At 70.7% G+C, this 23,837-nt stretch carries 21 protein-coding genes and 1 pseudogene; 2 read left to right on the forward strand and 20 right to left on the reverse strand.

Annotation, left to right across the window (positions count from 1 at the left end):
* Positions 1 to 191: 191 nt before the first annotated feature.
* The 18 genes from JYK17_RS19845 to JYK17_RS19930 all read right to left on the reverse strand — a co-directional run bounded on the left by JYK17_RS19845 (position 192) and on the right by JYK17_RS19930 (position 19,338).
* On the reverse strand, positions 192 to 989 hold the full coding sequence (locus JYK17_RS19845) for an HAD family acid phosphatase (protein ID WP_222810906.1): 798 nt from the start codon (positions 987 to 989) through the stop codon (positions 192 to 194).
* A 109-nt stretch (positions 990 to 1,098) separates the two neighbouring features.
* Positions 1,099 to 2,214: a right-handed parallel beta-helix repeat-containing protein gene (locus JYK17_RS19850; protein ID WP_108013613.1), complete on the reverse strand. Its 1,116-nt coding sequence runs from the start codon at positions 2,212 to 2,214 to the stop codon at positions 1,099 to 1,101.
* 55 nt (positions 2,215 to 2,269) lie between these two features.
* Positions 2,270 to 3,427: a dienelactone hydrolase family protein gene (locus tag JYK17_RS19855; protein ID WP_222810907.1), complete on the reverse strand. Its 1,158-nt coding sequence runs from the start codon at positions 3,425 to 3,427 to the stop codon at positions 2,270 to 2,272.
* Positions 3,414 to 4,457, reverse strand: coding sequence for a pectinesterase family protein (locus tag JYK17_RS19860; RefSeq protein ID WP_222810908.1), 1,044 nt, complete (start codon positions 4,455 to 4,457; stop codon positions 3,414 to 3,416). Before JYK17_RS19860 ends, JYK17_RS19855 begins: the two co-directional genes overlap by 14 nt.
* A gap of 1 nt (position 4,458) precedes the next feature.
* A complete protein-coding gene (locus JYK17_RS19865) occupies positions 4,459 to 5,589 on the reverse strand; it encodes a pectinesterase family protein (protein WP_222810909.1) in 1,131 nt (376 codons plus the stop codon).
* Positions 5,590 to 5,686: 97 nt separating this feature from the next.
* Entirely contained in the window at positions 5,687 to 7,000 is a 1,314-nt protein-coding gene (locus tag JYK17_RS19870; RefSeq protein ID WP_108013609.1) for a pectate lyase family protein, read from the reverse strand.
* Positions 7,001 to 7,017: 17 nt separating this feature from the next.
* Complete coding sequence (locus tag JYK17_RS19875; RefSeq protein ID WP_222810910.1) at positions 7,018 to 7,824, reverse strand: rhamnogalacturonan acetylesterase; 807 nt, start codon at positions 7,822 to 7,824, stop codon at positions 7,018 to 7,020.
* Between the two features lie 113 nt (positions 7,825 to 7,937).
* Positions 7,938 to 9,275 (reverse strand): ABC transporter substrate-binding protein, encoded by a 1,338-nt coding sequence (locus JYK17_RS19880; RefSeq protein ID WP_108013607.1) that lies wholly within the window; start codon positions 9,273 to 9,275, stop codon positions 7,938 to 7,940.
* Between the two features lie 49 nt (positions 9,276 to 9,324).
* A complete protein-coding gene (locus tag JYK17_RS19885; RefSeq protein ID WP_128803409.1) occupies positions 9,325 to 10,824 on the reverse strand; it encodes a glycoside hydrolase family 43 protein in 1,500 nt (499 codons plus the stop codon).
* Positions 10,821 to 11,666: a DUF6807 domain-containing protein gene (locus tag JYK17_RS19890; RefSeq protein ID WP_128803408.1), complete on the reverse strand. Its 846-nt coding sequence runs from the start codon at positions 11,664 to 11,666 to the stop codon at positions 10,821 to 10,823. The genes JYK17_RS19885 and JYK17_RS19890 overlap by 4 nt, the downstream gene beginning before the upstream one ends.
* Entirely contained in the window at positions 11,666 to 12,808 is a 1,143-nt protein-coding gene (locus tag JYK17_RS19895; protein WP_128803407.1) for a Gfo/Idh/MocA family protein, read from the reverse strand. The genes JYK17_RS19890 and JYK17_RS19895 overlap by 1 nt, the downstream gene beginning before the upstream one ends.
* Positions 12,809 to 12,917: 109 nt before the next feature.
* Positions 12,918 to 13,802 carry a carbohydrate ABC transporter permease gene (locus tag JYK17_RS19900; protein ID WP_222810911.1) on the reverse strand — a complete coding sequence of 295 codons (885 nt, stop codon included), beginning with the start codon at positions 13,800 to 13,802 and terminating at the stop codon, positions 12,918 to 12,920.
* Positions 13,799 to 14,725 carry a carbohydrate ABC transporter permease gene (locus tag JYK17_RS19905; protein WP_222810912.1) on the reverse strand — a complete coding sequence of 309 codons (927 nt, stop codon included), beginning with the start codon at positions 14,723 to 14,725 and terminating at the stop codon, positions 13,799 to 13,801. Before JYK17_RS19905 ends, JYK17_RS19900 begins: the two co-directional genes overlap by 4 nt.
* A gap of 104 nt (positions 14,726 to 14,829) precedes the next feature.
* The gene (gene araD, locus JYK17_RS19910; protein WP_164932278.1) at positions 14,830 to 16,551 is read right to left on the reverse strand and encodes an L-arabinonate dehydratase; all 1,722 of its coding nucleotides are present in this window, start codon (positions 16,549 to 16,551) and stop codon (positions 14,830 to 14,832) included.
* The gene (locus JYK17_RS19915) at positions 16,548 to 17,459 is read right to left on the reverse strand and encodes a dihydrodipicolinate synthase family protein (RefSeq protein ID WP_108013600.1); all 912 of its coding nucleotides are present in this window, start codon (positions 17,457 to 17,459) and stop codon (positions 16,548 to 16,550) included. Before JYK17_RS19915 ends, araD begins: the two co-directional genes overlap by 4 nt.
* Entirely contained in the window at positions 17,456 to 18,112 is a 657-nt protein-coding gene (locus tag JYK17_RS19920; protein ID WP_108013724.1) for a GntR family transcriptional regulator, read from the reverse strand. The genes JYK17_RS19915 and JYK17_RS19920 overlap by 4 nt, the downstream gene beginning before the upstream one ends.
* A gap of 136 nt (positions 18,113 to 18,248) precedes the next feature.
* Positions 18,249 to 18,842, reverse strand: a complete 594-nt coding sequence (locus JYK17_RS19925) for a TIGR03086 family metal-binding protein (RefSeq protein WP_108013599.1) — start codon at positions 18,840 to 18,842, stop codon at positions 18,249 to 18,251.
* Between the two features lie 88 nt (positions 18,843 to 18,930).
* Complete coding sequence (locus JYK17_RS19930; RefSeq protein WP_128803404.1) at positions 18,931 to 19,338, reverse strand: DUF6010 family protein; 408 nt, start codon at positions 19,336 to 19,338, stop codon at positions 18,931 to 18,933.
* Positions 19,339 to 19,469: 131 nt separating this feature from the next.
* On the opposite strand from JYK17_RS19930, the pseudogene JYK17_RS19935 reads away from it, so the two are divergent.
* Positions 19,470 to 20,546 (forward strand): annotated as a pseudogene (locus JYK17_RS19935) (MFS transporter); the annotation flags it as partial.
* Between the two features lie 47 nt (positions 20,547 to 20,593).
* Here JYK17_RS19935 and JYK17_RS19940 read toward each other — a convergent pair.
* Both JYK17_RS19940 and JYK17_RS19945 read right to left on the reverse strand, forming a co-directional pair.
* Positions 20,594 to 21,817, reverse strand: a complete 1,224-nt coding sequence (locus JYK17_RS19940) for a hypothetical protein (RefSeq protein ID WP_234547589.1) — start codon at positions 21,815 to 21,817, stop codon at positions 20,594 to 20,596.
* On the reverse strand, positions 21,814 to 22,752 hold the full coding sequence (locus JYK17_RS19945) for a 5-dehydro-4-deoxyglucarate dehydratase (RefSeq protein ID WP_108013595.1): 939 nt from the start codon (positions 22,750 to 22,752) through the stop codon (positions 21,814 to 21,816). The genes JYK17_RS19940 and JYK17_RS19945 overlap by 4 nt, the downstream gene beginning before the upstream one ends.
* Before the next feature lie 240 nt (positions 22,753 to 22,992).
* On the opposite strand from JYK17_RS19945, the gene JYK17_RS19950 reads away from it, so the two are divergent.
* Entirely contained in the window at positions 22,993 to 23,817 is an 825-nt protein-coding gene (locus tag JYK17_RS19950; protein ID WP_108013594.1) for an NAD-dependent epimerase/dehydratase family protein, read from the forward strand.
* Positions 23,818 to 23,837: the final 20 nt, after the last annotated feature.

A 23,837-nucleotide genomic window follows, 5' to 3' on the forward strand; every position in this document is an offset into this window, starting at 1 on the left:
AGTGTGCGGATGCTGGCTGGATTGTTCCCCCGTCGCAAGGGGTTTCAGGTTTTCCCGGTGTTACGGAATCCGGGCCGGCCGCCAGACCGCGTTCGACGTTCCATCCGTGCAAGGGGAGCTGCGCCCGCGCAACCGCCGAGGGCGGCTCGTGGACCGAGCCCCCCTCGGCCCGCGGGCCGCTTGCGCGGGGTTCAGCTGACGAAGTACGTCGGGTTCGGCAGCTTGTACTTCTGGTCGGCGTAGCCGCCGTCGAGGTCCGAGTACTGGTCGCCGAAGTTGGCGATGATGTCGTACCCGAGGTCCTTCTCGATGTGCTTGCGGGTGCCGGCCTTGTACTGCACGGTCGTGCAGGTCCAGGTGCCCGGCGTGGCGCAGGCGCTCAGATAGGCCGGCGGGTTGGCCGCGTCCTTGAGGAACATGTGGGCGGCGTCGAGGTTGACGTCGGCGCCGACCTTCTTGAGGTTCTCCACGGCGGCCGAGCGCTGTGCCTCGGTGAGGCCCGAGTTGTAGAAGACCGCGACGCCCTTCTTCTCGGCGTAGCGCACGAGTTCGGGGCTGCCGAAGACCTCGGGCCGGTCGGCGCGGTTCACGTACGCCGCCCACGAGGCCGAGTTGTACGTGTAGTTGTAGCGCTTCTCGTAGTCGAGGCTGAGCAGCAGCGTGTCGTCGATGTCGAAGACGACCGCGGGCTTCTCGCCGTGGTGGCGGGCCTTGTGGGCCGCCTTGTCGATGTAGCTCCTGGCCGCGGAGTCGATGCGCGCCAGGTCCTTGGCGTACGGGCTGGTCGGCGACGCCTGGTACACGCCGTCGGCGTCCGCCGTCGTGCCGTAGTAGGTGTCGATGTCCTTCACCAGGAGCCCGATGTTGTAGGGCTCGTGGGTGGAGTTGGCCGTGGACTGTCCGGCCGTGGCCGCACCGGCGCCGTAGAGAGCACCGCCGGCGAGAGCACATGCTGCGGCGATCGCCGCGATACGCAGTGGCTTATGCATGACAGGTTTCTACGCGCGTCACGCGGCTGGGTGCGAGACCCGTTGCCCGATCGATATCTCAGTGTCGGGTAAAAAACGGGTCAAGCGCCCCGGACCGGACAGCTCCGTTTCAGTTCATCGTCGCGCCGATCGTGGTGCTGCCCGTCGTCAGGAACGTGGTCGCGGGCAGGGTGCCGCTCGAGCTGCGGGCGTTGTAGGTGCTGCTCGCGTCCGTCGAGATGAAGGCGGGTGTGGAGATCCCCGAGTCCCAGTTGTTGCCGGCCGAGACGACCGAGGAGCCCTTGGTGACCGAGCCGCTGCCGTTGCTGACGGCGAGGTTCTTGCCGAGCCTGGCGGAGCTGGTGGCGAAGTAGTACCCCCAGTTGCCGTTGGCGTAGGCCGTGGTGCGGTTGATGACGATGGCACCGGTGTTGGAGTTCTCGGTGAAGCCGTTGCCGGCGTTGCCCCAGGCGGCCGAGTTGTTGACGACGTGTGCGACGACCTCGCCGTCCCCGCCCAGCTTGTAGCCGTTGCCGTCGCCCGCGAAGGACGAGTCGGACCAGCGGTTGACGCCGTTGCCGAAGGACCAGGTGTGCTCGACGGTGACCGGCGTGGAGAAGGACCAGAAGTCGATCCCGTCGTCGGAGTTGTTGTAGAGGCGGGCGCCGGTGACCAGGTTGCCGCTGCCGGAGCCGAACTTGACGGCGATCCCGTCGGCGTTCTCGCCGTGGTTCGCGGCGTCGTAGTTGCCGTAGGAGTCGATGTTCTTGACCGTGTTGTTCACGGTGCCGTCCCCGGTGAGTGTGAAGCCGGAGTCGCCGCCGTTGATGGTCTTGATGTTGTTCCAGTAGGTGCCGGTGCAGGACTGGCAGACGACCGCGCTGTCCGGGGAGTTCTGGAACGTCATGTTGGAGACGTTCCAGTAGTCGGCGGTCAGCTTGAAGATCCAGTCGCCGTCGGGGAGGTCCGAGCCGTCGATCTTCACGGTCTCGGAGCCGTACGCGGTGAGCGTGATCGGTGAGGAGGAGGTGCCGTTGGCCGTGGACTGGAGGGTGGCCGTCGGGTAGTAGGTGCCGCCGCGGACCTGGATGACGGTGCCCGCCGTGGCGTTCTTGATGGCGTTGCTCAGGTCGGTCGTGTTGCTGACGACGACGGTGGCGGCCTGCGCCTGGGTGGGTAAGGCGGCGAGGCCGGCACCCGCGGTGACGACCGCGAGGGCGGTGAGGGAGGTGCTGATGCGTCGCATGAGTGTACAAGTCCCTTCTTTGACGGGGTGGTTCACGGGTTCTTGATGGGGGTGTTCACAGGACGGAGTCGAGCCAGCCGAAGACCTCGTCCTGCATGGGCGCGGTGAAGACATGGCCGAGCCCCGGCCAGATCTCGGTGCGGAGTTGCTGCGAGGCGTGGCGGGAGTGCCAGACGGCGCGCAGCTTGGCGTAGGCGGCCCGGACACCCTCGGCGGTGAACAGCGGGTCCTGCTCGCCGTCGAGCAGCAGCATCGGCCGGGGAGCGGCGATGCTCGCCACGTCGGGGATGTCGAGATGGCGGGCGAGTCCGGGGTGGAGCATGTAGTAGGCGGACTGCCCGCGCAGGGTGTTGTTGCCGGGCACCATCATTTCCTTCAGGCCGGTCATCCAGCACACGGCGGCGGTGGCCGCGACGTGGTCGCTGAGCGCGGCGGTCTGCCAGGCGCGGTAGGCGCCCATGGAGAAGCCGACGGCCGCGACGCGGTGGGCGTCCACGCGGTCGAGCCCGGCGAGGAAGGCGGCGGCCCTGGCGTCCTCCCGGGCCATGAGCCCGGCGAGCGAGGAGCCGAGGTTGTAGAAGTTGGCGGCGAGGGCCTGCTGCTGGTCGTAGGTCACGGGCCCGCGGTCGCCCCAGCCGAGCGCGTCCAGGCAGAGCACCACATAGCCGCGCCGGGCCAGTTCGTCGCCGACGAAGCGGCCGCTGAAGTACTTGTCCGCCCAGGCCTCGGCGGAGGCGAGCCGGGTGTCGTCGTACCAGGGCCGGACGAGCTTCTCCTTGCCGATGTCGAACTTGGCGCCGTGGTCGTGCAGCAGCAGTACGGCCGGGAAGGGGCCGTCGCCGTCCGGGGTGAGCAGTGCACCGCGGACGCGTTCGTAGCGGGTGAGGGAGACGGTCACCAACTCCCGTGTGTATGCGTCCCCTTGGGAGCGGGCGGTGAACTCGGGCGCGTACGGCGTCCCGTCCTGGCGGTCGACCAGCAGGTGCCCCTCGACCACGGCGCGGGCGGCGCGCCGCCAGATCCCGAAGTCGCGTACGGGTGAAGTGCCCCAGGCCAGCGGGAAGTTCAGATCGTCCTTGAGCGCCTGGTAGAAGTCGGGCAGTGGTCCGTCCACGACCGTCGCACTCGCCGGGGCCGCTGCCCCGCCGAGCAGCGCCGCCGCCCCGGCCCCCACGACGAAGGCCCGCCGTCCCACCGGTTCACGGGAGTTCATACGGCCTCCAGTCCCCGAGGTGGGCGCGCGCGGTGTGCGCGGCGGCCTCCGACGTCGTCAGCTGCGGCCGGTTCTCCGGCACGGAGATCACCGCGCCGGGCCCCGCGTTGCGGTACTCGCGGAAGCGCATGGACTGCCAGGGGTAGGCGTCGCGCATGTTGGTGTACGGCGCGACCGGGTCGATGCCGGGACCGATCCAGGTGTCCCTGACGACCAGGGACGGCCAGGCCGTCGTCTCGTACGTCGGCACCCAGGGCCGGGCCAGCTTGTACGCCGCGTCCTCGGCGCCGGAGGTGATGCGGGAGCGGACGGCGAGGATGCCGTGCGGGTTGGCGCGGGCGGTGGAGGGGGCGAAGACCATGCCCTTGGGGGTGAAGTCGACGTCCCGCTGCAGGGTGTGGAAGCGGCACTGCTCGAACACCGCGGTCGCCCGCCCGAAGACGAAGTCGACGTCGCCCTCGATGTAGCAGCGCCGGAAGTACTGGCGGTCGAAGGTGTCGAGTGCGGTCGTGTCGACGAAGAGCGTGTCCTGGTGGGCCGACAGCCGCACGTTCTCGAAGCGGGTGCGGTCGCCGTAGGTGTAGGCGGCCACCGCCTGGGTGCCGGTGATGTCCGGGTGGTCGGCGCGCAGCCAGTCATTGGCGAGGGTCAGGTCGCGGACGGTCAGGCCGGGGGCCGCGGAGGTGAAGGTGGCGGAGCCCGCGGTGCCGTAGGTGGTCCCGTCGGGCTTCTGCGTGCCGTTGGCGTGGTCGAAGACGATGACGGTGTCGCTGGGGTGTCGGCTCGCGCCGCGGATCGTCAACTCGGCCTTGTCGGCAGGCACGTTGACGACCTCGCGGTAGATGCCCGGGTGCACGACGATCGTCCGGCCGGGACCGTCGACGGCGTCCACGGCGGCCTGTACGGAGTCGCCGGGGCGCACGTGCAGGACGGGGCGGCGGGTGCCCGCGAGGGCGGGAGCGGCGGCGAGCGCGGTCGAAGCCGTGGTGAGGCCCGCGGCGAGGCCCGCCAGCAGGGTGCGCCGGCGCATGTCAGCAGGCCCCCTTCCATGGGGTCCAGTCGCCCAGGTAGGCGGCGCGGGTGGCCGACGCGGCCTGCTCGCGGGTGAGTTGGGGCCGGTTCTCCGGGACCGTGATCACGGCGCCGGGGCCGGTGTTGTGGTACTCGGCGAACCGCTGGCTCTGCCACGGGTACGCGTCCGACATGTTGGTGTAGGGCGCGACCGCGTCGATCCCGGCGCCGAGGTGGGTGTCACGGACGACGAGGCTCGGGCGGGCGGTGGTGTCGGAGCTGGGCACCCAGGGGCGGGCCAGCTTGTAGGCGGCGTCCGGGGCCTCGCTGCTCACCCGGCTCCGCGTCACCAGGTAGCCGCGCGGATCGGCCACCGCCGTGGAGGGCGCGAAGACGAAGCCGTAGGGGGGCGCGGCCAGGTCGGTGCGGTCCAGGGTGCGGAAGTGGCACTGCTCGTAGACCGCGGTCGCCCGCCCGAAGACGAAGTCGACGTCGCCCTCGACATAGCAGTGGGCGTAGTACTGGCGGGCGAAGGTGCCGAGCGCCATGGTGTCGGCGTAGAGGGTGTCCTGGTGGCCGAGGAAGCGGCAGTGGGTGAAGGCGCTGCGGTCTCCCTGCACCTTGACGGCCACCGCCTGCGTTCCCGTGATCTCCGGGTGCTGGGCGCGCAGCCAGTCGTTGGCGAAGGTGATCCAGCGGGCGGTGAATCCGTCGGCCTGCACGGTCGTGGTGGCGGACCCGGTCGTGCCGTAGGTGCCGCCGCCGGGCTTGGGCGTGCCGGCCGCGTTGTCGTACACGATCACGACGTCGCGGGGGTCCTCGGAGGCGCCGATCCAGGTGGCTTCGGTGCGGGTGGTGTCGACGGCGACCGTCTCCCGGTAGACGCCGGGTGCGAGGACGAGGGTCCGGCCACTGCCGCTCGCCGCCGTCACGGCGGCCTGGACGGTGGTGAAGTCGCCGCGGCCGTGCGGGTCGACGTAGAGGGTGCCGGAGGTGAGACGGCGTCTCGGGGAGCCGTAGCGGCCGAACGGGCGGGGGCCGCGGGCCGCGCGTGCGGGGACGGCCGCGAGGCCGAGCGCGGCGGTCGCACCGGCGCTCGCGACGAGGAATCGCCTTCTGGGCAGGGGTGGTTGAGGTCTGGGTGCGGGCATGCTGAAGCTCCTTGGGTGTGCGGCTCGTGCGGGTACGTCCTCGTGTGGGGGGGTGGGCCGGGACGGGGGTGTCCCGGCCGGTGCGGATGGGGTTGCGTCAGTGCAGGCGGCCCGCGCCCGCGCGGTGGTCGACGATCCCGGGGACCGCCCTGACCGGGTCGATCCGGGTGCGCAGGGTCGGCGTCCAGCCCGCGCCGGACCGCAGGATCTCGGTCGGCACCTCGGCGTTGTGGACGGCGATCAGATCGACCCGCTTGCCGTTGACGTAGTTGTCGTCGGCGGTCAGCGGCGAGTCGTTCCACCGCTTGAGGATCGTCCCGGCGCCGATCCCGTCCGGCAGCGTGAACGCGTTGTGCTGCGCGACGAGTTGGGACTCCATGCCGATCCCGTAGCTGTAGCCGTAGCCGTCCTTGGCCACGAAGTGGTTGTTGTACGAGTCGACCTGCCCGAAGCGGACGCGCGGGGCCCGCTCCACCAGGTTGGAGAACAGGTTGTGGTGGAAGGTGACCTTGAGGTGGCCGCGGTCGACGGCGGCCGTGGAGGCGCTGTCGCTGTTGCCGATCAAAATCGTCTTGTCGTGGTCCTCGAAGACGTTCCAGGAGGCCGTGACGTAGTCGGCGCCCTTGACGATGTCGAGCTCGCCGTCGTGCTGCTCGTAGATCCGCCCGTAGTAGCTCGGCAGCGTGCTGTCGGGGTGGTCGCCGTCGGTGAACGTGTCGTGGTCCATCCACACGTGCGTGGAGCCGTAGACGACCGCGCTGTCGTACTCGGAGTTCCAGTTGCCGTCGGCGGTGTCGGTCGGGTCCCACTGCGGGAAGCAGTCGAGCGGGCTCTCGAAGGCGAGGTTGCGCACGATGACGTTGTCGACGTCCTTGATCTGCAGGCTGGCGCCGTTGAAGCCGGCGTTCCTGCCGACCCCGATGATGGTGGTGTTGGCGGGCACGGTGGCCTTGATGTACGCGTCCTGGTTGGCGGCGGAGGCGCGGCGCAGGCCCTCGGGGCTGTCGTCGGGCTCGTCGTCCAGGGTCTTGTCGTGACCCCACACCGCGGGGTCGTACGTGGCGAGATAGGCGTCGAAGTCGTAGCCCGGCACCTGGAACGAGTCGCAGCTCGGCCCGTCGGCGTCGATGACGCCCTTCACCTTGATGATCTTCGGTGCGCTGCCGCCGTCGGCCAGGGCGGCCTTGAAGCCGTCCCAGTCGGTGACGGTGTAGACGTGTGCGGCGTCGGCGGCCGCGCCGCCGGTGGTGCCGGTGCCGTAGGACCCCCAGCCGTCGTTCGCGCCCAGCACCTGCCGGGCGGGGTCACGGTGCTGGTCGTGCGCGGCGGCCGTGCCCGTCACGCCGAGCACCAGGGCGGTGCATCCCACGAGCGACGCTATGACGCGTCCATGACATATCTGTGTACGCACTGTGCGGCTCTCCTCGGTTACGCGGCCGGTGTGTCGGTCGCCTCGGGCCAGGTGATCCAGGACGTCGGAATCTCGTCGTGCAGCCGGACGACGTCGCGGGGCGCGAGTACCCGGGTGCGCAGCAACTCCCGCGCCACGAGCCGCGCCACGGCGATCGCGCCCGGCGGATTGAAGTGCGTGTTGTCCTGCTCGGTGGCGGTCCAGTTGAAGTAGACCTTCGTCTCCTCGACCCCGAGCCTCTGCCACAGCGCCAGCGACAGTGCCTCGATGTCGAGCAGCGGCACCCGCTCCCGCCCTGCGAGCGCACGCATCGCCGCCGGATACTCGCCATGCGTCGGTACGGCGTTCCCGTCCGCGTCGAACCTGCGGCGCTCGACCGGAGTGGCGAGCACGGGCCGGGCCCCGTGCGCCCGCGCTCCCTCGATGTACAGCCGCAGATACTCCTGGTACGTCGTCCACGGCTCGGTGTACCGGGTCGGATCCTCGCTCTTCTCGTCGTTGTGCGCGAACTGCACGAGGAGAAAGTCCCCGGGCCGGATCAGGTCGAGGATCGCATCGAGCCGCCCCTCGTCCACGAAACTCTTCGAACTGCGCCCGTTCACCGCGTGATTGGCGACAACAAGGCCCTTCCGCAGAAAGAACGGAAGCGCCATGCCCCACCCGGTCTCGGGAGCGGCATCCGCGTATTTCTGCGCGGCGGTGGAATCACCGGCGATATAGAGCGTGCGACGGCGCGACGCCGCCTGCGCGTTGCCGACGCCCGAAAGGGCGAGAGGTACAGCGGCGGCTGCCGCCAGGCCGACCTGTCTTCGAGTAAGGGACACACCAGTACCTTTCAAACATAGGTTGGAGGAGCTTGCCTCTTAGGGGCGCGGGGAACTGCGCGACCAGCCACAACCGACCGGCAGTCCCCCACAATCAGCAACCACCCGCAACCTCAGTGGTTCTGCTTCCAATCCCCCTGCGCCTTGTTCAACTGATCGGCGAGCGTGTCCAGAAAGTCCTTCACGCTCATCTTCCCGAGCAGCACCTTCTGGAAGTTCGGCTCGTTGTCGGACTTGGAGATCGTGTTCCAGTCCGGCAGGTAGTACGGCAGCTGCACGATCTTCGTGCCGTCACCGTTCAGCGCTTGCGCCGCGAGCTTCGTGGGCTCCGACTTCTGGATCCACGCATCCCCTGCGGCATCCGTGTTCGCGGGAATCTGCCCGGCGGACTCGTTGAACTTCGAGTTCTCCTCGTGCGAGACGGCGAACTCGATGAACTTCCAGGCGGCCGCCTTGTTCTTGCTGGACTTGAACAGGCTCATCCCGTCGACCGGGTTGGAGACCTGCACCCGAGTTCCGTCGGCCTGCGTCGGGTTGGGCAGGCCCCGGAACTTCCCGGCACCGAGCGCCTTCAGATGGTCCTGGTACGAACCGAGGTTGTGGCTCAGCATTCCGATGGTGCCGCTGTCCCACTGGGCGACCATCTTGGTGAAGTCGTTGTTGACGTCAGCGGACGGGGTGTCCTTCTTGTAGAGCGCGACGTACTTCTCCAACGCGGCCACGTTCTTGGGGTCATTGACCGTCGTCTTGTCCCCGTTCCAGAACGAGGTGATCCCGCTCTGGCTGTACGCCGCGTCCAGCGCGGGCGCGATGGATCCCTCACCGCCGCGAATGGTGAACCCGAACTCGTTCTTGCCCTTGTTCGTGAGCTTGTCGGCGGCCGTGTAGAACTTGTCCCAGGTCGTCGGCGCGTCCAGACCGGCCTTCTTGAACAGGTCGGTGCGGTACCACAGCGTTCCGTTGTTCGACGAGGTGGGGATCTGGTACAGCTTGTCGCCGCCGCCCGCGGCCTTGCTGCTGTCCACCAGGTTCTGGCTGAGCTTGCCGTTCAGCGAACTCTTCGACAGCCGGCTGTCCAGCGGCTCCAGCGCGCCCTGCACCGCGACCTCGGCGAGCATCGCGGTGCCCACGCCGCCGACGTCCGGGAGCCCGCCGCCCTGGATGGCGGTGTCGTACTTGGACTGGGCGCTCGCGGCGGGAATGCCGACGTAGTTGACCTTGATGTCCGGGTTCTTCTTCTCGAAGTCGGCGATGATCTCCTTCCAGATGTCGGTGCGGACACCGCCGTTGTTGTCCCAGAAGGTGATCTCGCCCTTGCCGGAGCCCTCGTTGCCCTTGTCCCCCGCGCTTCCGCTGCCGTCGTCGCCGCAGGCGGTGGCGGTCAGCGCGAGCACGGAGCCCAGGGCGACGGCGACGGCCGCGCGCCTGCTTCTGCGGATGCTGCTCTTCATTGGTCGGCTCTCTTCTTCTGGACGGACGGACATGCGAAGTGGTCGGGGGCTACAGGGAGTTGATGCCGAAGTGCGTGAAGGTCGCCGCCCCGGCGTGACCCGTCCCGGTGGGCGCCAGCGCGAACAGGCCGAGCAGGGCGCCGACCCAGCGCCAGGGGGTGGCGGCGAACACGGGTCCCGAGGGGCGCGGGCCGTCCCCGAGGTCGTGGAAGAAGCGGCAGCGTGCTCCGGCGCCGATCTCGATGCGCAGGCGTACGCGGTGCCCGGGGGCGGGCAGCGGATGGGCGGCGTCCCGTTCGTGCTCCGCGACCGTCTCGGCGAACCGGTGAACCAGCCGGACCGTCCCGTCGGACTCCCGCTGGAGCCCGATCCATTCGTACGCGTCCCCGATTACCGCGAGTCCGGCGCGTGCTCCCGGTTCCTCGCTGTGCAGGGTGAGGTCCACCTCGACGGCGGACGGGGTGCCGGGCAGGCGTTGGGTGAGGATGTTCGGGAGCCGGCGCAGGTCGTGCGCGTCGGCGGAGCGGACGCAGGTCAGTCTGAGGCCGTCGCCGGAGTGCTGAGTGGCCCAGCCCGCCCGGGGGTTGGCGGTCCACGACCACTGGCGGCCGAAGCGTCCGCCGGGGAAGTCGTCGTCGGTGGCGGGCGCGGCGGGCGGTTGCGGGGGCAGCCCGGGATTCTCGTGCGCGGCGACGGGGGCGCCGTCGTTCCCGATCACCGGCCAGCCGTCCGCACCCCAGCGCATAGGCTGGAGGTGCACGACCCGGCCGTAGGCGCCCTTGTGCTGGAAGTGCAGGAACCAGTCCTCGCCGGACGGGGTGCGCACCCAGCCGCCCTGGTGCGGCCCGTTGACGTCGGTGTCCTTCTGCTCCAGGACGATGCGCTCCTCGTAGGGCCCGAAGAAGCCGCGTGAACGCAGGGCGCCCTGCCAGCCGGTCTCGACACCCCCGGCCGGGGCGAGGATCCAGAACCAGCCGTCGTGGCGATAGAGCTTGGGGCCTTCGAGGGTGAACCACCCCGGTATCCGGTCGCCGTCGACGATCACCTTGCCCTCGTCGAGGAGTTCGGTGCCGTCGGGGTGCATCCGGTGGCCGGTGAGGCGGTTCTTGACGCCGGAGCGTGACCTGGCCCAAGCGTGCACGAGATAGGCCTCGCCGGTCTCCTCGTCCCACAGCGGGCAGGGGTCGATGAGTCCCTTTCCGGCCTTGACCAGGTGCGGGCGGGTCCAAGGGCCGCGTATCTCGGGGGCGTTGACCTGGAAGATGCCCTGGTCGGGGTCGCCCCAGTAGATCCAGAAGCGGTCCTCGTGGTGCCGGATCGAGGGTGCCCAGACCCCGCCGTCGTGGCGTGGGGTCCTGAACTCGGCGGCGGGTTCGAGGCGTTGCAGGGCGTGGCCGATCAGCGTCCAGTTGACCAGGTCGCGGGAGTGCAGCAGCGGCAGCCCCGGCACGCGGCCGAAGCTCGACGCGGCGAGGTAGAAGTCGTCGCCGACGCGGACGACGTCCGGGTCGGACCAGTCGGCGTTCAGGACGGGGTTGGTGTACGTCACTGGTTCACCGCCTTGCGCACCAGTGCCGCCGCTTCGTCCGGGCCCAGGCCGCCGTCGGCGACCACGGTGACCACGCGCCGCACGACCGTCTCACCGGGCGGGACCGGCAACCGGGCCTCGTGCGCCAACGACGAGCCCACGCCCGGGTATTCGGCGGCGCGCACGAACCACGGGTCTTGGCGGGTGGCATCGGTGGCCCCGGCGAAGACCAGGGTCCAGGTGCTGCCCGCGAGCGCGAGCCAGTCGGCCCGGGTGCCGTGCACCTCGGTCTCGCCCTCGCGGTCCGCGGTGAAGACGTGCGGTGCCAACTGCTCCTTGCGGGCCCGCCAGAAGAAGCCGCCGTAGGCGGCGCCGGGGCGTCCGTTGGTGGCGGGGCTGCCGATGGAGAGCAGGCCGGGGGTGACATTGGTCAGGGAGAAGGTGAAGTCCAACGCCCAGGCGGTGTCGGTGAGTTCGGTGGCCGCCACGGTGCGGCGCTCGCGCAGCAGCTCGGCGCCGGACGCCATCCACCGCAGCTCCTCGACGAAGCCGCCGGGTTCGCGCAGCTGGAAGGAGGTGTGGCGCTGGGCGCCGTGGTTGTCCAGCTCGGTGGGGCCCTGGTCGCGGACGAAGGTCCGTCCGCCCCAGAAGTTGTGACCCTCGACGTCGGGAACGGCGACACCGACGCCGAGGTGGTGGGTGTGGTCGGCGGGGCTCAGCTCGGTGACCGCCGTACCGGCCAGAGTGGTCACGGGGTGCAGATACGGTCGCGGGGAGAGCCGGGCCGGCAGCTCGGGCCGGGTGACGCAGCGGCCGACCGGGCGGCCCGCGACGCGCAGCACGGGCGAGTCGTTGGTCGTCATCAGGTGCTCACCTCTTTCGGCAGGGCCCAGGTGGCGCCGAGTTCGGAGTAGAGGGCGAGGGTGTCGGCGCAGGCGGCGACGAGCCGGTCGACGCCGTCGACGACCCTGCGGTCCTCGTCGGGCACGTCGTGCCAGGCCCCGGCCGGCAGCGGGGCCGGGTCGGGCGCCTGTCGAATCGCTTCAACGACCGTCATGAAGGCCCCGGTCGAGGCGGGAGGGACCAGCAGCGGGGTGCCGTCGGTGAGGTGGCCGACCAGGTTCTCCAGCAGGTCGGTGCGGCCGTACGCGTACTCCTCGGGTCCGTGACCCGCGCGCTGGAGCAGGACGCGGTCCTGCTTGTACCAGAAGGTGATGCGGCCGCTGGTGCCGTGCACCACGACATACGGTTCGCCGGGGTGCTCGGCGCACAGGGTCGCGGCGACGGTGACCGGGACGCCCCGGGCGGTGGTGACGCGTACGCAGGAGGTGTCGTCGGACTCGATGTCGTTGGCGCGCCGCAGCTCCAGCTCGATGCCGGTGACGTCCTCGTCGTGGATGGAGCGGCCCAGGGCGAGGGCGGTGGCGACCGCGTGCGCGAGGGGGTTGGTCAGCACGCCGTCGATCACGTCGGCGCCGTGCAGGCGCCGCCTGCCCGCCCAGGGCGCGCGCCGGTAGTAGGACTGCGCGCGCGCCCAGGCGCCGGCCCCGCCGATCCCTACGACCTCGCCGATGGCGCCCTCGTCGGCCATCGCGAGGATCGCGGGCACGGCCAGGGAGCCCAGCGACTGGAAGCCGATCTGGCAGGCGACACCCGCTTCGGCGACCCCGTCGGCCATGCGGCAAAACTCCGCGAAGGACGGTGCGGGCGGCTTCTCCAGGAGCAGGTGCACCCCCCTGCGGGCGGCCGTCAGCGCCAGGTCGGTGTGGGTCGGGATCGGTGTGGAGATCACCGCGATCCGGGCGCCCGTGGCGTCGAGGAGCGTCCCGAGGTCGGCGGACTGCTCGGGTGTGCCGAGCCCTTCGGGGATCTCGTCGGCGGCCAGCGGGGTCAGCTCGCAGATCCCGGCGAGCCGGACGACGCCCTGGTCCTCAAGGCGGCGGATGTTGTCCAGGTGCCGGCGGCCGTGGCCGCGGGCGCCCGCGAGGACGACGGGTACGGTCATGGGTTCCTCCCCGCGCCCGCCATGTCCGGGCCCATGTGGCGCGCACCGGCGGGCACCGGCACGTCGGCCGCTGCCAACACCCCGCTGTGCACCGCGAGTCGACGCAGTCTCATCCCTTCACCGCCCCCGCACTGAATCCGGTGATCAGCCACTTCTGGATGAAGGCGAACACGATCACGACGGGTACGGCCGCGATGATGCCGCCCGCGGCGAGCGCGCCGAGGTCGACGCTGTCCGCGCTCATCAGGGTGTTGAGGCCGACCGGGATGGTCTGCTTGCCCTGGTCGCTCAGGAACATCAGGGCGAACAGGAAGTGGTTCCAGGCGTGCACGAAGGCGAAGGAGCCGACCGCGATCAACCCGGGCCGCAGCAGCGGCAGTACGACGATGCGGAAGGCGGTGAACCGGTTGCAGCCGTCGACCCAGGCGGCCTCCTCCAGCGAGGCCGGCACGTTCCGGATGAACCCGCTGATCAGGATCATCGACAGCGGCAGCTGGAAGACGGTCTCGGCGATGATGACGCTGCCCAGGGAGTTGATCATCTGCAGCTTGGCGAAGATCTCGAACAGCGGCACCAGGAGCAGCGCGCCCGGCACGAACTGGGTGCAGAGCAGGGCCAGCATGAAGGCCTTCTTGACCCGGAAGTCGAACCGGGCGAGGGCGTAGCCGCCGGCCAGGGCGACCAGCGTCGTCATCACCAGGGTCGCGATGCCGACCAGCACGCTGTTCTGGAAGAAGGTGGCGAAGGCACGGTCGTTCCAGACCTTGTCGAAGTGGTCGAGGGTCATCGGCCAGGGCACGAGGGAGGTCGAGCCGGCCGGGCGCAGCGCGAACAGCAGGATCCAGTAGAAGGGGACGAGGGTGAAGAGCAGATAGAGGGTGAGCGGTACGTAGATGTGCCAGCGGGGGACCTCGTCCCAGGCGCGGCGCTTCCTTCTCGGCCGGGCGGGCTCGGACGTCACGCGGTCCGGCACGGGAGCGATCTCGGTGATCACTTCCCCTCACCTCCGAACTTGCTCAGCCGCAGATAGACGATCGAGCAGAAGAGCAGGATCACGAACGCCACCGTGGTCAGGGCGGACGCGTAGCCGAAGTTGTGAGCGTCGACGCTGGTGTTGGCGACGTAGAGGGGCAGGGTGGTGGTCTCCCCCGCCGGTCCGCCGCCGGTGAGTGTGTAGAGCAGGTCGACGTTGTTGAACTCCCACACCGCGCGCAGCAGCGTGGACAGGACGATCGCGTCCTTCAGGTGCGGCAGGGTGATGTGCCAGAACTGCTTGAGCCGGCTGGCCCCGTCGACCTCGGCGGCCTCGTACAGGTCCTTCGAGACGGACTGCAGGTCGGCGAGGATGAGGATCGCGAAGAAGGGGACACCGCGCCACAGGTCGGCGGTGATCGCCGCCGGGAAGACGGTGGAGGTGTCCGACAGCCAGCTGGTGCCGTACGAGCCGATGCCCATGTCCGCGAGGTAACGGGTGATGCCCGTCTGGGAGTTGTAGAGCAGCACCCAGATCGCCGAGGTCAGCACGCCGGAGACGGCCCACGGGGAGAAGACGAGCGCGCGGCCCACCGCCCGGCCGACGAAGCTCTGGTTGACGATCAGTGCGAGCGCGAGGCCGAAGAGCAGCTGCAGACCGACTTCGACGAAGACCCAATTGGCGCTGAAGGTCAGCGTGTCCCAGAACTGCGGGTCCTTGGTGAAGATCTGGACGAAGTTGTCGAAGCCCGCGAAGCCGTTCCGCCACGGCTTGGTGGGGTTGTAGTTCTGCAGGCTGTAGTAGAAGACGCTGATGACCGGGTAGGCGATGAAGCCCAGCATGAGCAGGGCCGCCGGTGCGATCAGCAGGTACGGGAGCCTGCGCGGTGTGGCGGAGGCACGGCGCCGCCGGGGTGGTTTCACCACGGCTGCGGCTTGGGCCATGACAGGTCTCCGTTCTCGGTGCGTCGTGCGTGCGGCTTGCTCCGGTGGTGCAGGAAGCGCTTTCTTCACGGGTGTGGCGATGCGAGGTTCTGCTGCTGAAGGAGTCAGCCGGCGTACGGGTCCGCGACCTTGCCCTTGCGGGCCAGGAACTCGAAGTCGCAGCCGGTGTCGGCCTGGGTGATCTGTTCGTTGTAGAGGGCGCCGTAGCCGCGCTCGTAACGGGTGGGCGGCGGTGTCCAGTCGGCCCTGCGCCGCTCCAGCTCCGCGTCGTCCACGTGGAGGTGGAGGGAGCGTGCCTGGACGTCGAGGGTGATGAGGTCCCCGGTGTGTACGAGGGCCAGCGGTCCGCCGACGTACGACTCGGGCGCGACGTGCAGCACGCAGGTGCCGTAACTCGTGCCGCTCATCCGGGCGTCGGAGATCCGCACCATGTCCCGCACGCCCTGCTTGAGCAGGTGGTCGGGGATGGGCAGCATGCCGTACTCGGGCATGCCGGGGCCGCCCTTGGGCCCGGCGCCCCGCAGCACCAGCACGCTGTCGGCGGTGATGTTCAACTCCGGGTCGTCGATGGTGCGTTGCATGGTCCGGTAGTCGTCGAAGACGACCGCGGGACCGGTGTGCTCGAGCAGGTGCGGCTCGGCCGCGATGTGCTTGATGACGGCGCCGTCCGGGCAGAGGTTGCCGCGCAGGACGGCGACCCCGCCCTCGGCGGCGACCGGGTTCTCGCGGGTGCGGATGACGTCGTCGTGGTGGACGACCGCGCCCTCGATCTGCTCTCCCAGCGTGCCGTTCACGGTCGGCCGGTCCAGGTGCAGCAGGTCGGTGATCCGGGAGAGGAACGCTGGCAGGCCGCCGGCGAAGTGGAAGTCCTCCATGAGGTACGTCCGTCCGCCCGGCCGCACGTTCGCCAGCACCGGCACGGTGCGCGCGATGCGGTCGAAGTCGTCGAGGGTGAGCGGCACTTGGCAGCGCCCCGCCATGGCGATCAGATGGATGACCGCGTTGGTGGAGCCGCCGAGCCCGAGCACGGTGGTGACGGCGTCCTCGAAGGCCTCGCGGGTGAGGATGCGCGAGGGCGTGAGGCCGCTCCAGGCCAGTTCGACGGCGCGGCGCCCGGAGGCGGCGGCCATCCGCTCGTGCCCGGAGTCGACGGCGGGGATCGAGGAGGCGCCCGGCAGCGTCATGCCGAGGGCCTCGGCCGCCGCGGTCATCGTGGACGCCGTGCCCATCGTCATGCAGTGACCCGGCGAGCGCGCCAACCCGCCCTGCAGCTCGCGCAGTTCACAGTCGGTCAGGTTGCCCGCGCGATGCTCGTCCCAGTACTTCCACATGTCGGTGCCGGAACCGAGGGTCTCGCCGCGCCAGTGCCCCGGCAGCATCGGCCCCGCGGGCATGAACAGGGACGGCACGTCGGCCGAGGCCGCGCCCATGAGCAGCGCGGGCGTCGACTTGTCGCAGCCGCCGAGCAGCACCGCCGCGTCGACGGGGTACGAGCGCAGCAGCTCCTCCGTCTCCATGGCGAGCAGGTTGCGGTAGAGCATCGGGGTCGGCTTCTGGTACGTCTCCGAGAGCGTGGCGACCGGGAATTCGAGCGGGAAGCCCCCGGCCTGCCACACCCCGCGCTTGACCGCCTCGGCGCGCTCGCGCAGATGGACGTGGCAGGGGTTGATGTCGGACCAGGTGTTGAGGACGGCGATCACGGGGCGGCCCTGGTACTCCTCGTCCTCGTAACCCAGCTGGCGCATACGGGCGTTGTGCGACCAGGTGCGCAACTGGCCCTCGGTGCCGTACCACTGGTGGCTTCTGAGCTCTTCGGGTGACTTCATATCGACCACCCCGCGGCTATCGCGGCGACCTCGGCGCGCTTGCTCTCCGGCAGCGGCTTGCTCGGCGGACGGACCTCGCGGCGGCACAGGCCGAGGGAGGCGAGGGCCTCCTTGACGACGGTGACGTTGTCGGCGGAGCCGTTCGCCGCCCGCAGCTCCTCGAAGCGGCGGATCTGCTCCCAGACCTTCATGGCGGCCGGGTAGTCGCCGGATCGAAGCGCTTCGATCATGTTCAGCGAGACGGACGGGGCGACGTTCACCAGCCCCGAGGTGAAGCCGGTGGCGCCCGCCGAGAAGTAGGAAGGGGCGTACGGCTCGGCGAGACCGGCGACCCAGACGAACCGGTCCAGGCCCGCGTCCCGCGCGAAGGCGGCGAACTTGGCGGCGTCCGGAACGGCGTACTTGACCCCGATCACGTTCGGACAGGCGTCGGCGAGCTGGGCGAGCCGGGCGCCGGTGAGCTGGGCGTTGCGGATGTACGGGACGACGCCCAGATCCGGGACGGACTCGGCGATCGCGCGGTGATAGTCGACCCAGCCGGCCTGGGAGACGTACGGGTGCACGGGCTGATGGACCATCACCATCCGGGCGCCGTGCTCGCGGGCGTGCCGGGCGGATTCGACGGCGGTCGGCACGTCGAGACCGACACCGGCCAGGACCACGGCCCGGTCCCCCGCCTCGTCGAGCGTCAGCTCGGTGACCAGGCGGCGCTCCTCGGGGGTCAGGGCGTAGAACTCACCGGTGTTGCCGTTCGGGGTGAGGGTGGTGACGCCGCCGTCCAGCAGCCGGCGCAGCAGGGCCCGGTGGACGTCCTGGTCGACGGTGCCGTCCTCGGCGAACGGGGTCACCGGGATCGCCACCACGTCGGCCAGGGCCGCCCGCTGGGTCTCGAACGCCGCGCTGCTCATTTCCGACCTTCCTCTGCCTGGGCCTCGGGGAACGCTCGCCGCACGAAGGACGCGATGTGCGCGTGCAGGGCACGGGCAGCGCCGTCCGCGTCGCCGTCGAGGGCGAGCCGCAGGATCTCGCGGTGCTCGCCCGCCTCCCGCTCCCAGGACGGGTCGGCGGCCCAGGCCACGGCGGAGACCAGGGCGGCCTGGTCACGGACCTCGTCGAGCATCCGGCCGAGCAGCGGGTTGCCGCACGGCAGGTAGAGCGCGCGGTGGAACTCCCGGTTGGCGAGGGAGCGTTCGGCGGTGTCGGCCGCTTCGTCGGCCCGGGTCAGGGCGTCGCGCGCGGCGTCGAGCGAGGCACCTCGCCCGACCGCCCGCCGCAGCGCCTCCGGTTCGAGCAGCAGCCGTACGTCGTAGACCTCGCGCGCCATGTCCGCGTCCACCATGCGCACCGTGACGCCCTTGTACTGGCTCATCACCACAAGCCCGGTCCCGGCCAGGGTCTTGAGCGCCTCGCGCACGGGGGTCTTGGACACCCCGAACTGCGCGGCGAGGTCGGTCTCGACCAGGGCCTGCCCGGGCGTCAACTGCCCGGTGAGGATGCGGTGTTTGATCGCGTCCAGCACATATTGCGTGCGGGACGGGATCGGCAGGGGCACAGAGGTCATGCGCGCCTCTCGGAAGTCACGTGAGATCTGGGGCATCCGATCTCGCGTATCGCGTCTCATATATGACGTACGAAGTACGACGCGATGAAGGTAAGAGGGGGCGCGGTGTCCGTCAACGGTTCTGACAAAAGAAGTTTCAGCGCTCCGGGCGCCAGTCCGGTGTCCGTCCGCTCAGTCCTACCGCCCGGTCGAGCAGCCCCGCGTCGGACGGAACCGGTACGACGGGACCGAAGATGCTGCCGCGGCTCGGGTCGTCGGCCGCGGCGAGGAGGAAGTCGTGGCACATCCGCAGGGCGGCCGGGTCGGGGTCGTAGTCCTGGCCGGTGGCGCGGGCGAGGTCCCAGCCGTGGATCACCAGTTCGTCGGTGGCTACGGCGGCCGCGACCGCGCCCGGCAGGTCGACGCCGCCGGCGCGGGTCATGCCGGTCCAGGCGGCGGGGTCGCGCCAGGCCTCGGCGAGTTCGTCGAGGACCTTGGGCAGCTCCTCGCGCCAGCCGGGGGCGAGTCCGGGCACGGCGGCGGGGTCCGGGGCGGTGTCGGTCGTGCCGCCCAGGTCCTTCCGGGCGGCGTCGCGGAAGGCGACGGTCAGGCCGAGGACATGGCCCAGCATGCCCTGCACGGGGTAGTCAGGGCAGGGCGTCGGACCCGTCAGGTGCTCCTCGCGCACCCCCTGGGCAAGCCTCGCGATGACCCGCGTCTGCGGTCCGAGGTCGAGTGTCGTGTCGGTCATCCGCTGCTCCTTGTGGTCCGGGTTCTCGAAGGTTCTCGAAGGTTCTCGAATGGTTCTCCAAGGGTTGGACCGTTCCGGGACGCAAAACTCATCGCACCCCGGGTTCAGGGCGTACGGTGCGCAGCAGCTCGGCCGGTGTGCGGCCGCCGCCCAGGCACCACAGGGCGATCACCGGGTCGCAGATCGCGCAACCCAGCGAGGAGCCGTGGGCGAAGGGGATGATCGGGTTGCCCTTGACGTGGTGCACGACGTCCCACGCGGTGTGCATCAGCCAGCCGATGCCGACGAAGGTCCAGGAGTCCAGGCCCCGGTAGGCGACATAGGTGGCCACCGCGGTGAAGGCGAACTCCCAGCCGCCGAGGCCGCCGCCGCTGAGATAGGCGGCGCCCGCCCCGCCGACCATGACGGCGTTGAGCCTGCGCCGGTGCGGCTCGCGGACCAGGCACATCAGCAGGACGTAGAGGAGGCCGATGAAGATCGGGGCGACGTAGTTCATGGTGCCGACGCTAGGGCGGCGGCGAAGGGCGTCCCATGGGGATTACCGACAGCTTCCCACGGGTTTCCGCCGCCTTTCTAAGGCAGTTGCCCCATGCCTGAGCGGGGGACTTAGACCCACGATGGCCAGGCATGACGACATCGCTATCGACACCGGCATGGGCGGTGGTGCGCGTCCTGCGGGACCGCAACGCGGGGCTGTATCTCGTGGGCGTGGTGGTCTCCGGCTTCGGGACGTCGGCGCTGTGGCTGGCGTCGGGCGTGTGGGTCAAGGACCTGACCGGCTCGAACGGCCTCGCGGCGCTGTGCCTGCTGGCCATGTGGACGCCCACGCTCGCCGGGCCCCTGCTCGGCACCCTCGCCGACCGCGTGCGCCGCAAGCCCCTGCTGATCGGCACGAACCTGCTGCTGGCCGCCCTCCTGCTCACCCTCTTCACGGTCGACTCCCCCGGCCGTCTCTGGCTGCTCTACGCGGTCCTGTTCGTCTACGGCGCCGTGGGCGTCGTCGAGGACGCGGCCGAGTCGGCCCTGGTCGCCACCGCGGTCGACCGGTCCCTGCTCGGCGACTTCAACGGGCTGCGCATGACGGCGACCGAGGGCATGAAGCTGGTGGCGCCGCTCGCGGGGGCGGGTCTGTACGCGGCCTGCGGCGGCCCGGGGGTGGCGCTGCTGGACTCGGTCACCTTCGTGCTGGCCGCGGGGGTCTGCACGCTGCTGCGGGTCCGCGAGGACAGGACGGCGCCGCCCACGACCGGCTGGTGGGAGCGGACGGCCGAGGGCACGCGCTTCTTGTGGGCCCACACCCGGCTGCGGCCGCTGGTCCTGGCGGGCGGCGCCACGATGCTCTGCGCGGGCCTGAGCGGCTCGCTGCTCTACGCCGTCGTCGACGGCCTCGGGCACGCCCCCGCCTACGCCGGTGTGCTGTACGCCGTCCAGGGCGCCGGTTCTGTCGTGCTGGGACTGACCTCGGGCACCGGGCTGCGCCTGCTGGGCGGCCGCCGGTTCGCGGCGTTCGGGATCGCCCTGACGGCGTGCGCGGTGGCGGGACGGGCGGTGCAGTCCGACGCGGTGGCCCTCGCCTGCAGCGCGGCGAGCGGAATCGGGCTGCCGTGCGTGCTGATCGCGGCGATGACGGCCGTACAGCGCGAGACCCCGACCGCCCTGCTCGGCCGCACGGCCGCCACGGCCAACACCCTGATGTTCACACCGAACGTGATCGGTCTGGCGGTGGGCGCGGCGCTGGTCGAACTGGTCGACTACCGCCTGCTGCTGACAGCCCTGGGCACGGCGCTGCTGGGGACGGCCGCGGCCCTGGTCCAGAGCCGCGCGAGCGCCTCCCGCACCACCGACAGATCGCCGTCCGACGCCAACCCCGCGTGATACAACCGCAGTTCAGTGGCACCGGCCTCCCCCGCCGCGGCTGCGTCCGCCGCCAAGGTGGACGGGCTGCCGCCCATCCCGGAGACGACGGTGAAGTTGGCGGCGATGACGGCGCCCTGGCGGCGCTGGGCGGCGAAGGGGGGCAGCAGGGCTGTGCCGGCGGTGCACGGCACGACCACGCCGTCGGCGACGGACAGGATGTGGGTGGGGTCGACGCCCGCGTTGGCGCCGGCGTGGTACGGCACCGGGTCGGCGTGCAGAAGGACTTGGAAGCCCTCGGGGGCTGCCGCGCGGACCGCCGCGACGGCCGTCTCCTGCAGGGTGCGGGCGGTTTCGTCGCGCCACGCGCGCGTGGCGGCCGCTCTCGCTCCGCCGAGCAGCTTCTCGACCCCGGCCCAGCCCCCGTCGTCCGGCGCGCCCCGCCACAGCGGCTCCAGCGCCTCGCGCACTCCGGCCGCCAACTCGTCCGCGTCCAAGCCCTGTTCGCCGTACCCCTCCCGGCAGTACGGGCAGAAGCACAGGCCCATCAGATACGTCCCGGCGTCGCCGAGAGCGACCCCGCCGGTCTTGTCGTGGGCGTGCAGATGCTGCAGCCCGTACCAGCCGAGGGACTCCAGCTCGGTGCCGCGCGCGCCCGGCCGTACGGCCGCCTCGGCGGCCAGTTCGACGAGGTACGCGCGCGTGGCGGGCTGCGCGATGCACGGGGCCCACGGATAGCGGTCGCCGTAGGCGTTGACGACGGAGGTGTCCGGACGCTCGGCGCCCAGGCGGGAGTTGTGGGCGAGCACGACCCAGGTGTGCACGTCGAGCCCGGCGTCCGCGAGCGCCTGCGCGGCCTCGCCGTACGCGTCCCCGGGCGCCCAGTCCCCGGCGGCGTACGGCCTGATCTCGCGCCCCTCCCAGCGCGCGTCCGTGGGGTAGAGCACGGCGGCGTGCTCGGCGGTGACGATGCGGTGGCGCGGGTGGCGCGGCGTCAGCGCGCGCGTGGAGTGGTACGCGGCGGCCAGCGTCACCTGCCGCACCCCGAGACCGGCGATGCGCTCCGCGGCCTCCGGGTCCCCGTTGACGTCCCAGGGGTAGACGAAAGCCGACGCCCTCACTTGTCCTCCAGCAGCGCGTACCCGCGCTCGATCAGCGCCGCGAGCTGCTTGACATGGTCCTCGGTGGGCTCGTGCAGCGGGGCCCTCACCTCGCCCGCGTCCAGTCCCCGCAGCCGTACGCCCGCCTTGACCAGGGCGACGGCGTAGCCGCGTCCCTGGGCGCGCAGTTCTACGAAGGGGCGGTAGAAGCCGTCGAGGAGGCGGTGGGCGGTGGTGTCGTCGCCGGTGCGCAGTGCCTCGTAGAAGGCCCGGGCGATCTCCGGGGCGAAGCAGAACACGGCGGACGAGTACAGGTCGATGCCGATGGCGCGGTAGGCGAGCTGGGTCTGCTCGGCGGTGGGCAGGCCGTTGAAGTACAGGAACTCGCCGGGGACCTCGGTGCGCACCGCGCTGACGATGCGCTGCATCAGGTCGAGGTCGCCGAGGCCGTCCTTGAAGCCGATGATGCCGTCCGTGCGGGCCAGCTCGACGACGCTCTCGGGCGTGAACACGGCGTTGTCGCGCTGGTAGACGATCACGGGCAGCGCGGTCGCGGCGGCCACCTCGCGGTAGTGGCGCAGCAGCCCCTCCTGCCCGGCGAGCACGAGGTACGGCGGCATGGCGAGCAGTCCGTCCGCCCCCGCCGCCTCGGCGAGGCGCGCGTACCGCACGGCGAGCGCGGTCCCGTACCCGGCACCGGCGACGACCGGCACCCGCCCGTCCGCCGCCTCGACGGCCGTCCGTACGCACGCCTCGAACTCCTCGGGCGCGAGCGCGTGGAACTCGCCGGTGCCGCAGCAGGCGAAGACCGCGGCGGCCCCGGCGTCGACCCCGCGGCGCACATGGGTGCGGTACACGTCGAGGTCGACCGAGCCGTCCGGGCCGAACGCGGTGACCGGGAAGAACAGCGGCCCGCTGGGGATGCTGAGTCGAGCGGCGAGGGGGGATGGCGTCACGGGCTCTCCCTGTGGCAGGCGCGTACGTTCTTCTGATCAGTGTCTATATTTCTGAACATCGCCACACTATGGAGCCGACTCGCGGCAGGTCAAGCGCGCAAACCCGCAAGACATCGACGGATTCGGCCGCTTCGCGCGACACTTGACGGAGTCGGGCCGCGCTCCTTAGCGTGTCCATGAATGTGAATACTGTCCACGCATGCGGCCGTCATCGGCGGCGGACCCCAAGGAGACCCGAGGATGCCCGCTCCCCGCACCGTTCTGCTCACCGGCGCCGCCGGCGGACTCGGCACCCTGATGCGGGACCTGCTCCCCGCCTTCGGCTACGAACTGCGCCTGCTCGACCTGCGCCCGATCGACGGCGAGCCCGACGCGATCACCGCGGACCTCGCCGACCGCGACGCCCTGCGCGAGGCCGTGCGGGGCGTCGACGCGATCATCCATCTCGCCGGCATCTCCCTGGAAGCCCCCTTCGAGAAGATCCTCGCGGCGAACATCGAGGGGACGTACAACCTCTACGAGGCCGCCCGCGAGGAGGGCGTCGGCCGCGTCGTCTTCGCCTCCTCCAACCACGCGGTCGGCTTCACCCCGCGCCCCCAGGGCGAGCCGCCCTTCGACAAGAGCGCGCTCATCCCGATCGACACCCCGCGCCGACCGGACACCTTCTACGGCCTGTCCAAGTCCTTCGGCGAGGACCTCGCCCAGCTCTACTGGGACAAGCACGGCCTGGAGACGGTCTCGGTGCGCATCGGCTCCTGCTTCCCGGAGCCGACCAGCGTGCGGATGCTGTCGGTGTGGATGAGCCCGGCCGACGGCGCCCGCCTCTTCCACGCGGCCCTGACCGCCGAGAACGTCGGCCACACGGTCGTCTACGGCTCCTCGGCCAACACCCGCCTGTGGTGGGACCTGTCGACCGCGCGGGCGCTCGGCTACACGCCGCAGGACGACTCCGAGCCGTACGCGGAGAAACTCATCGCCGAGCAGGGCGAGCTGCAGCCGGACAACATCGCGCACGCCCACCTCGGCGGCCACTTCGTCAACGACCCGCCGATCTGGCCGTACTGACCCCGGCCGGGTCGCTCCGG

The sequence above is a fragment of the Streptomyces plumbidurans genome, assembly GCF_019857225.1.
Lineage (GTDB): Bacteria > Actinomycetota > Actinomycetes > Streptomycetales > Streptomycetaceae > Streptomyces > Streptomyces plumbidurans.

Excerpts from the sequence above, each read along its gene's own strand:
- JYK17_RS19845 (WP_222810906.1), bottom strand. The coding sequence starts at position 989 with ATGCATAAGCCACTGCGTATCGCGGCGATCGCCGCAGCATGTGCTCTC.
- JYK17_RS19850 (WP_108013613.1), bottom strand. The coding sequence starts at position 2,214 with ATGCGACGCATCAGCACCTCCCTCACCGCCCTCGCGGTCGTCACCGCG.
- JYK17_RS19855 (WP_222810907.1), bottom strand. The coding sequence starts at position 3,427 with ATGAACTCCCGTGAACCGGTGGGACGGCGGGCCTTCGTCGTGGGGGCC.
- JYK17_RS19860 (WP_222810908.1), bottom strand. The coding sequence starts at position 4,457 with ATGCGCCGGCGCACCCTGCTGGCGGGCCTCGCCGCGGGCCTCACCACG.
- JYK17_RS19865 (WP_222810909.1), bottom strand. The coding sequence starts at position 5,589 with ATGCCCGCACCCAGACCTCAACCACCCCTGCCCAGAAGGCGATTCCTC.
- JYK17_RS19880 (WP_108013607.1), bottom strand. The coding sequence starts at position 9,275 with ATGAAGAGCAGCATCCGCAGAAGCAGGCGCGCGGCCGTCGCCGTCGCC.
- JYK17_RS19890 (WP_128803408.1), bottom strand. The coding sequence starts at position 11,666 with ATGACGACCAACGACTCGCCCGTGCTGCGCGTCGCGGGCCGCCCGGTC.
- JYK17_RS19895 (WP_128803407.1), bottom strand. The coding sequence starts at position 12,808 with ATGACCGTACCCGTCGTCCTCGCGGGCGCCCGCGGCCACGGCCGCCGG.
- JYK17_RS19905 (WP_222810912.1), bottom strand. The coding sequence starts at position 14,725 with ATGGCCCAAGCCGCAGCCGTGGTGAAACCACCCCGGCGGCGCCGTGCC.
- araD (WP_164932278.1), bottom strand. The coding sequence starts at position 16,551 with ATGAAGTCACCCGAAGAGCTCAGAAGCCACCAGTGGTACGGCACCGAG.
- JYK17_RS19915 (WP_108013600.1), bottom strand. The coding sequence starts at position 17,459 with ATGAGCAGCGCGGCGTTCGAGACCCAGCGGGCGGCCCTGGCCGACGTG.
- JYK17_RS19920 (WP_108013724.1), bottom strand. The coding sequence starts at position 18,112 with ATGACCTCTGTGCCCCTGCCGATCCCGTCCCGCACGCAATATGTGCTG.
- JYK17_RS19925 (WP_108013599.1), bottom strand. The coding sequence starts at position 18,842 with ATGACCGACACGACACTCGACCTCGGACCGCAGACGCGGGTCATCGCG.
- JYK17_RS19930 (WP_128803404.1), bottom strand. The coding sequence starts at position 19,338 with ATGAACTACGTCGCCCCGATCTTCATCGGCCTCCTCTACGTCCTGCTG.
- JYK17_RS19950 (WP_108013594.1), top strand. The coding sequence starts at position 22,993 with ATGCCCGCTCCCCGCACCGTTCTGCTCACCGGCGCCGCCGGCGGACTC.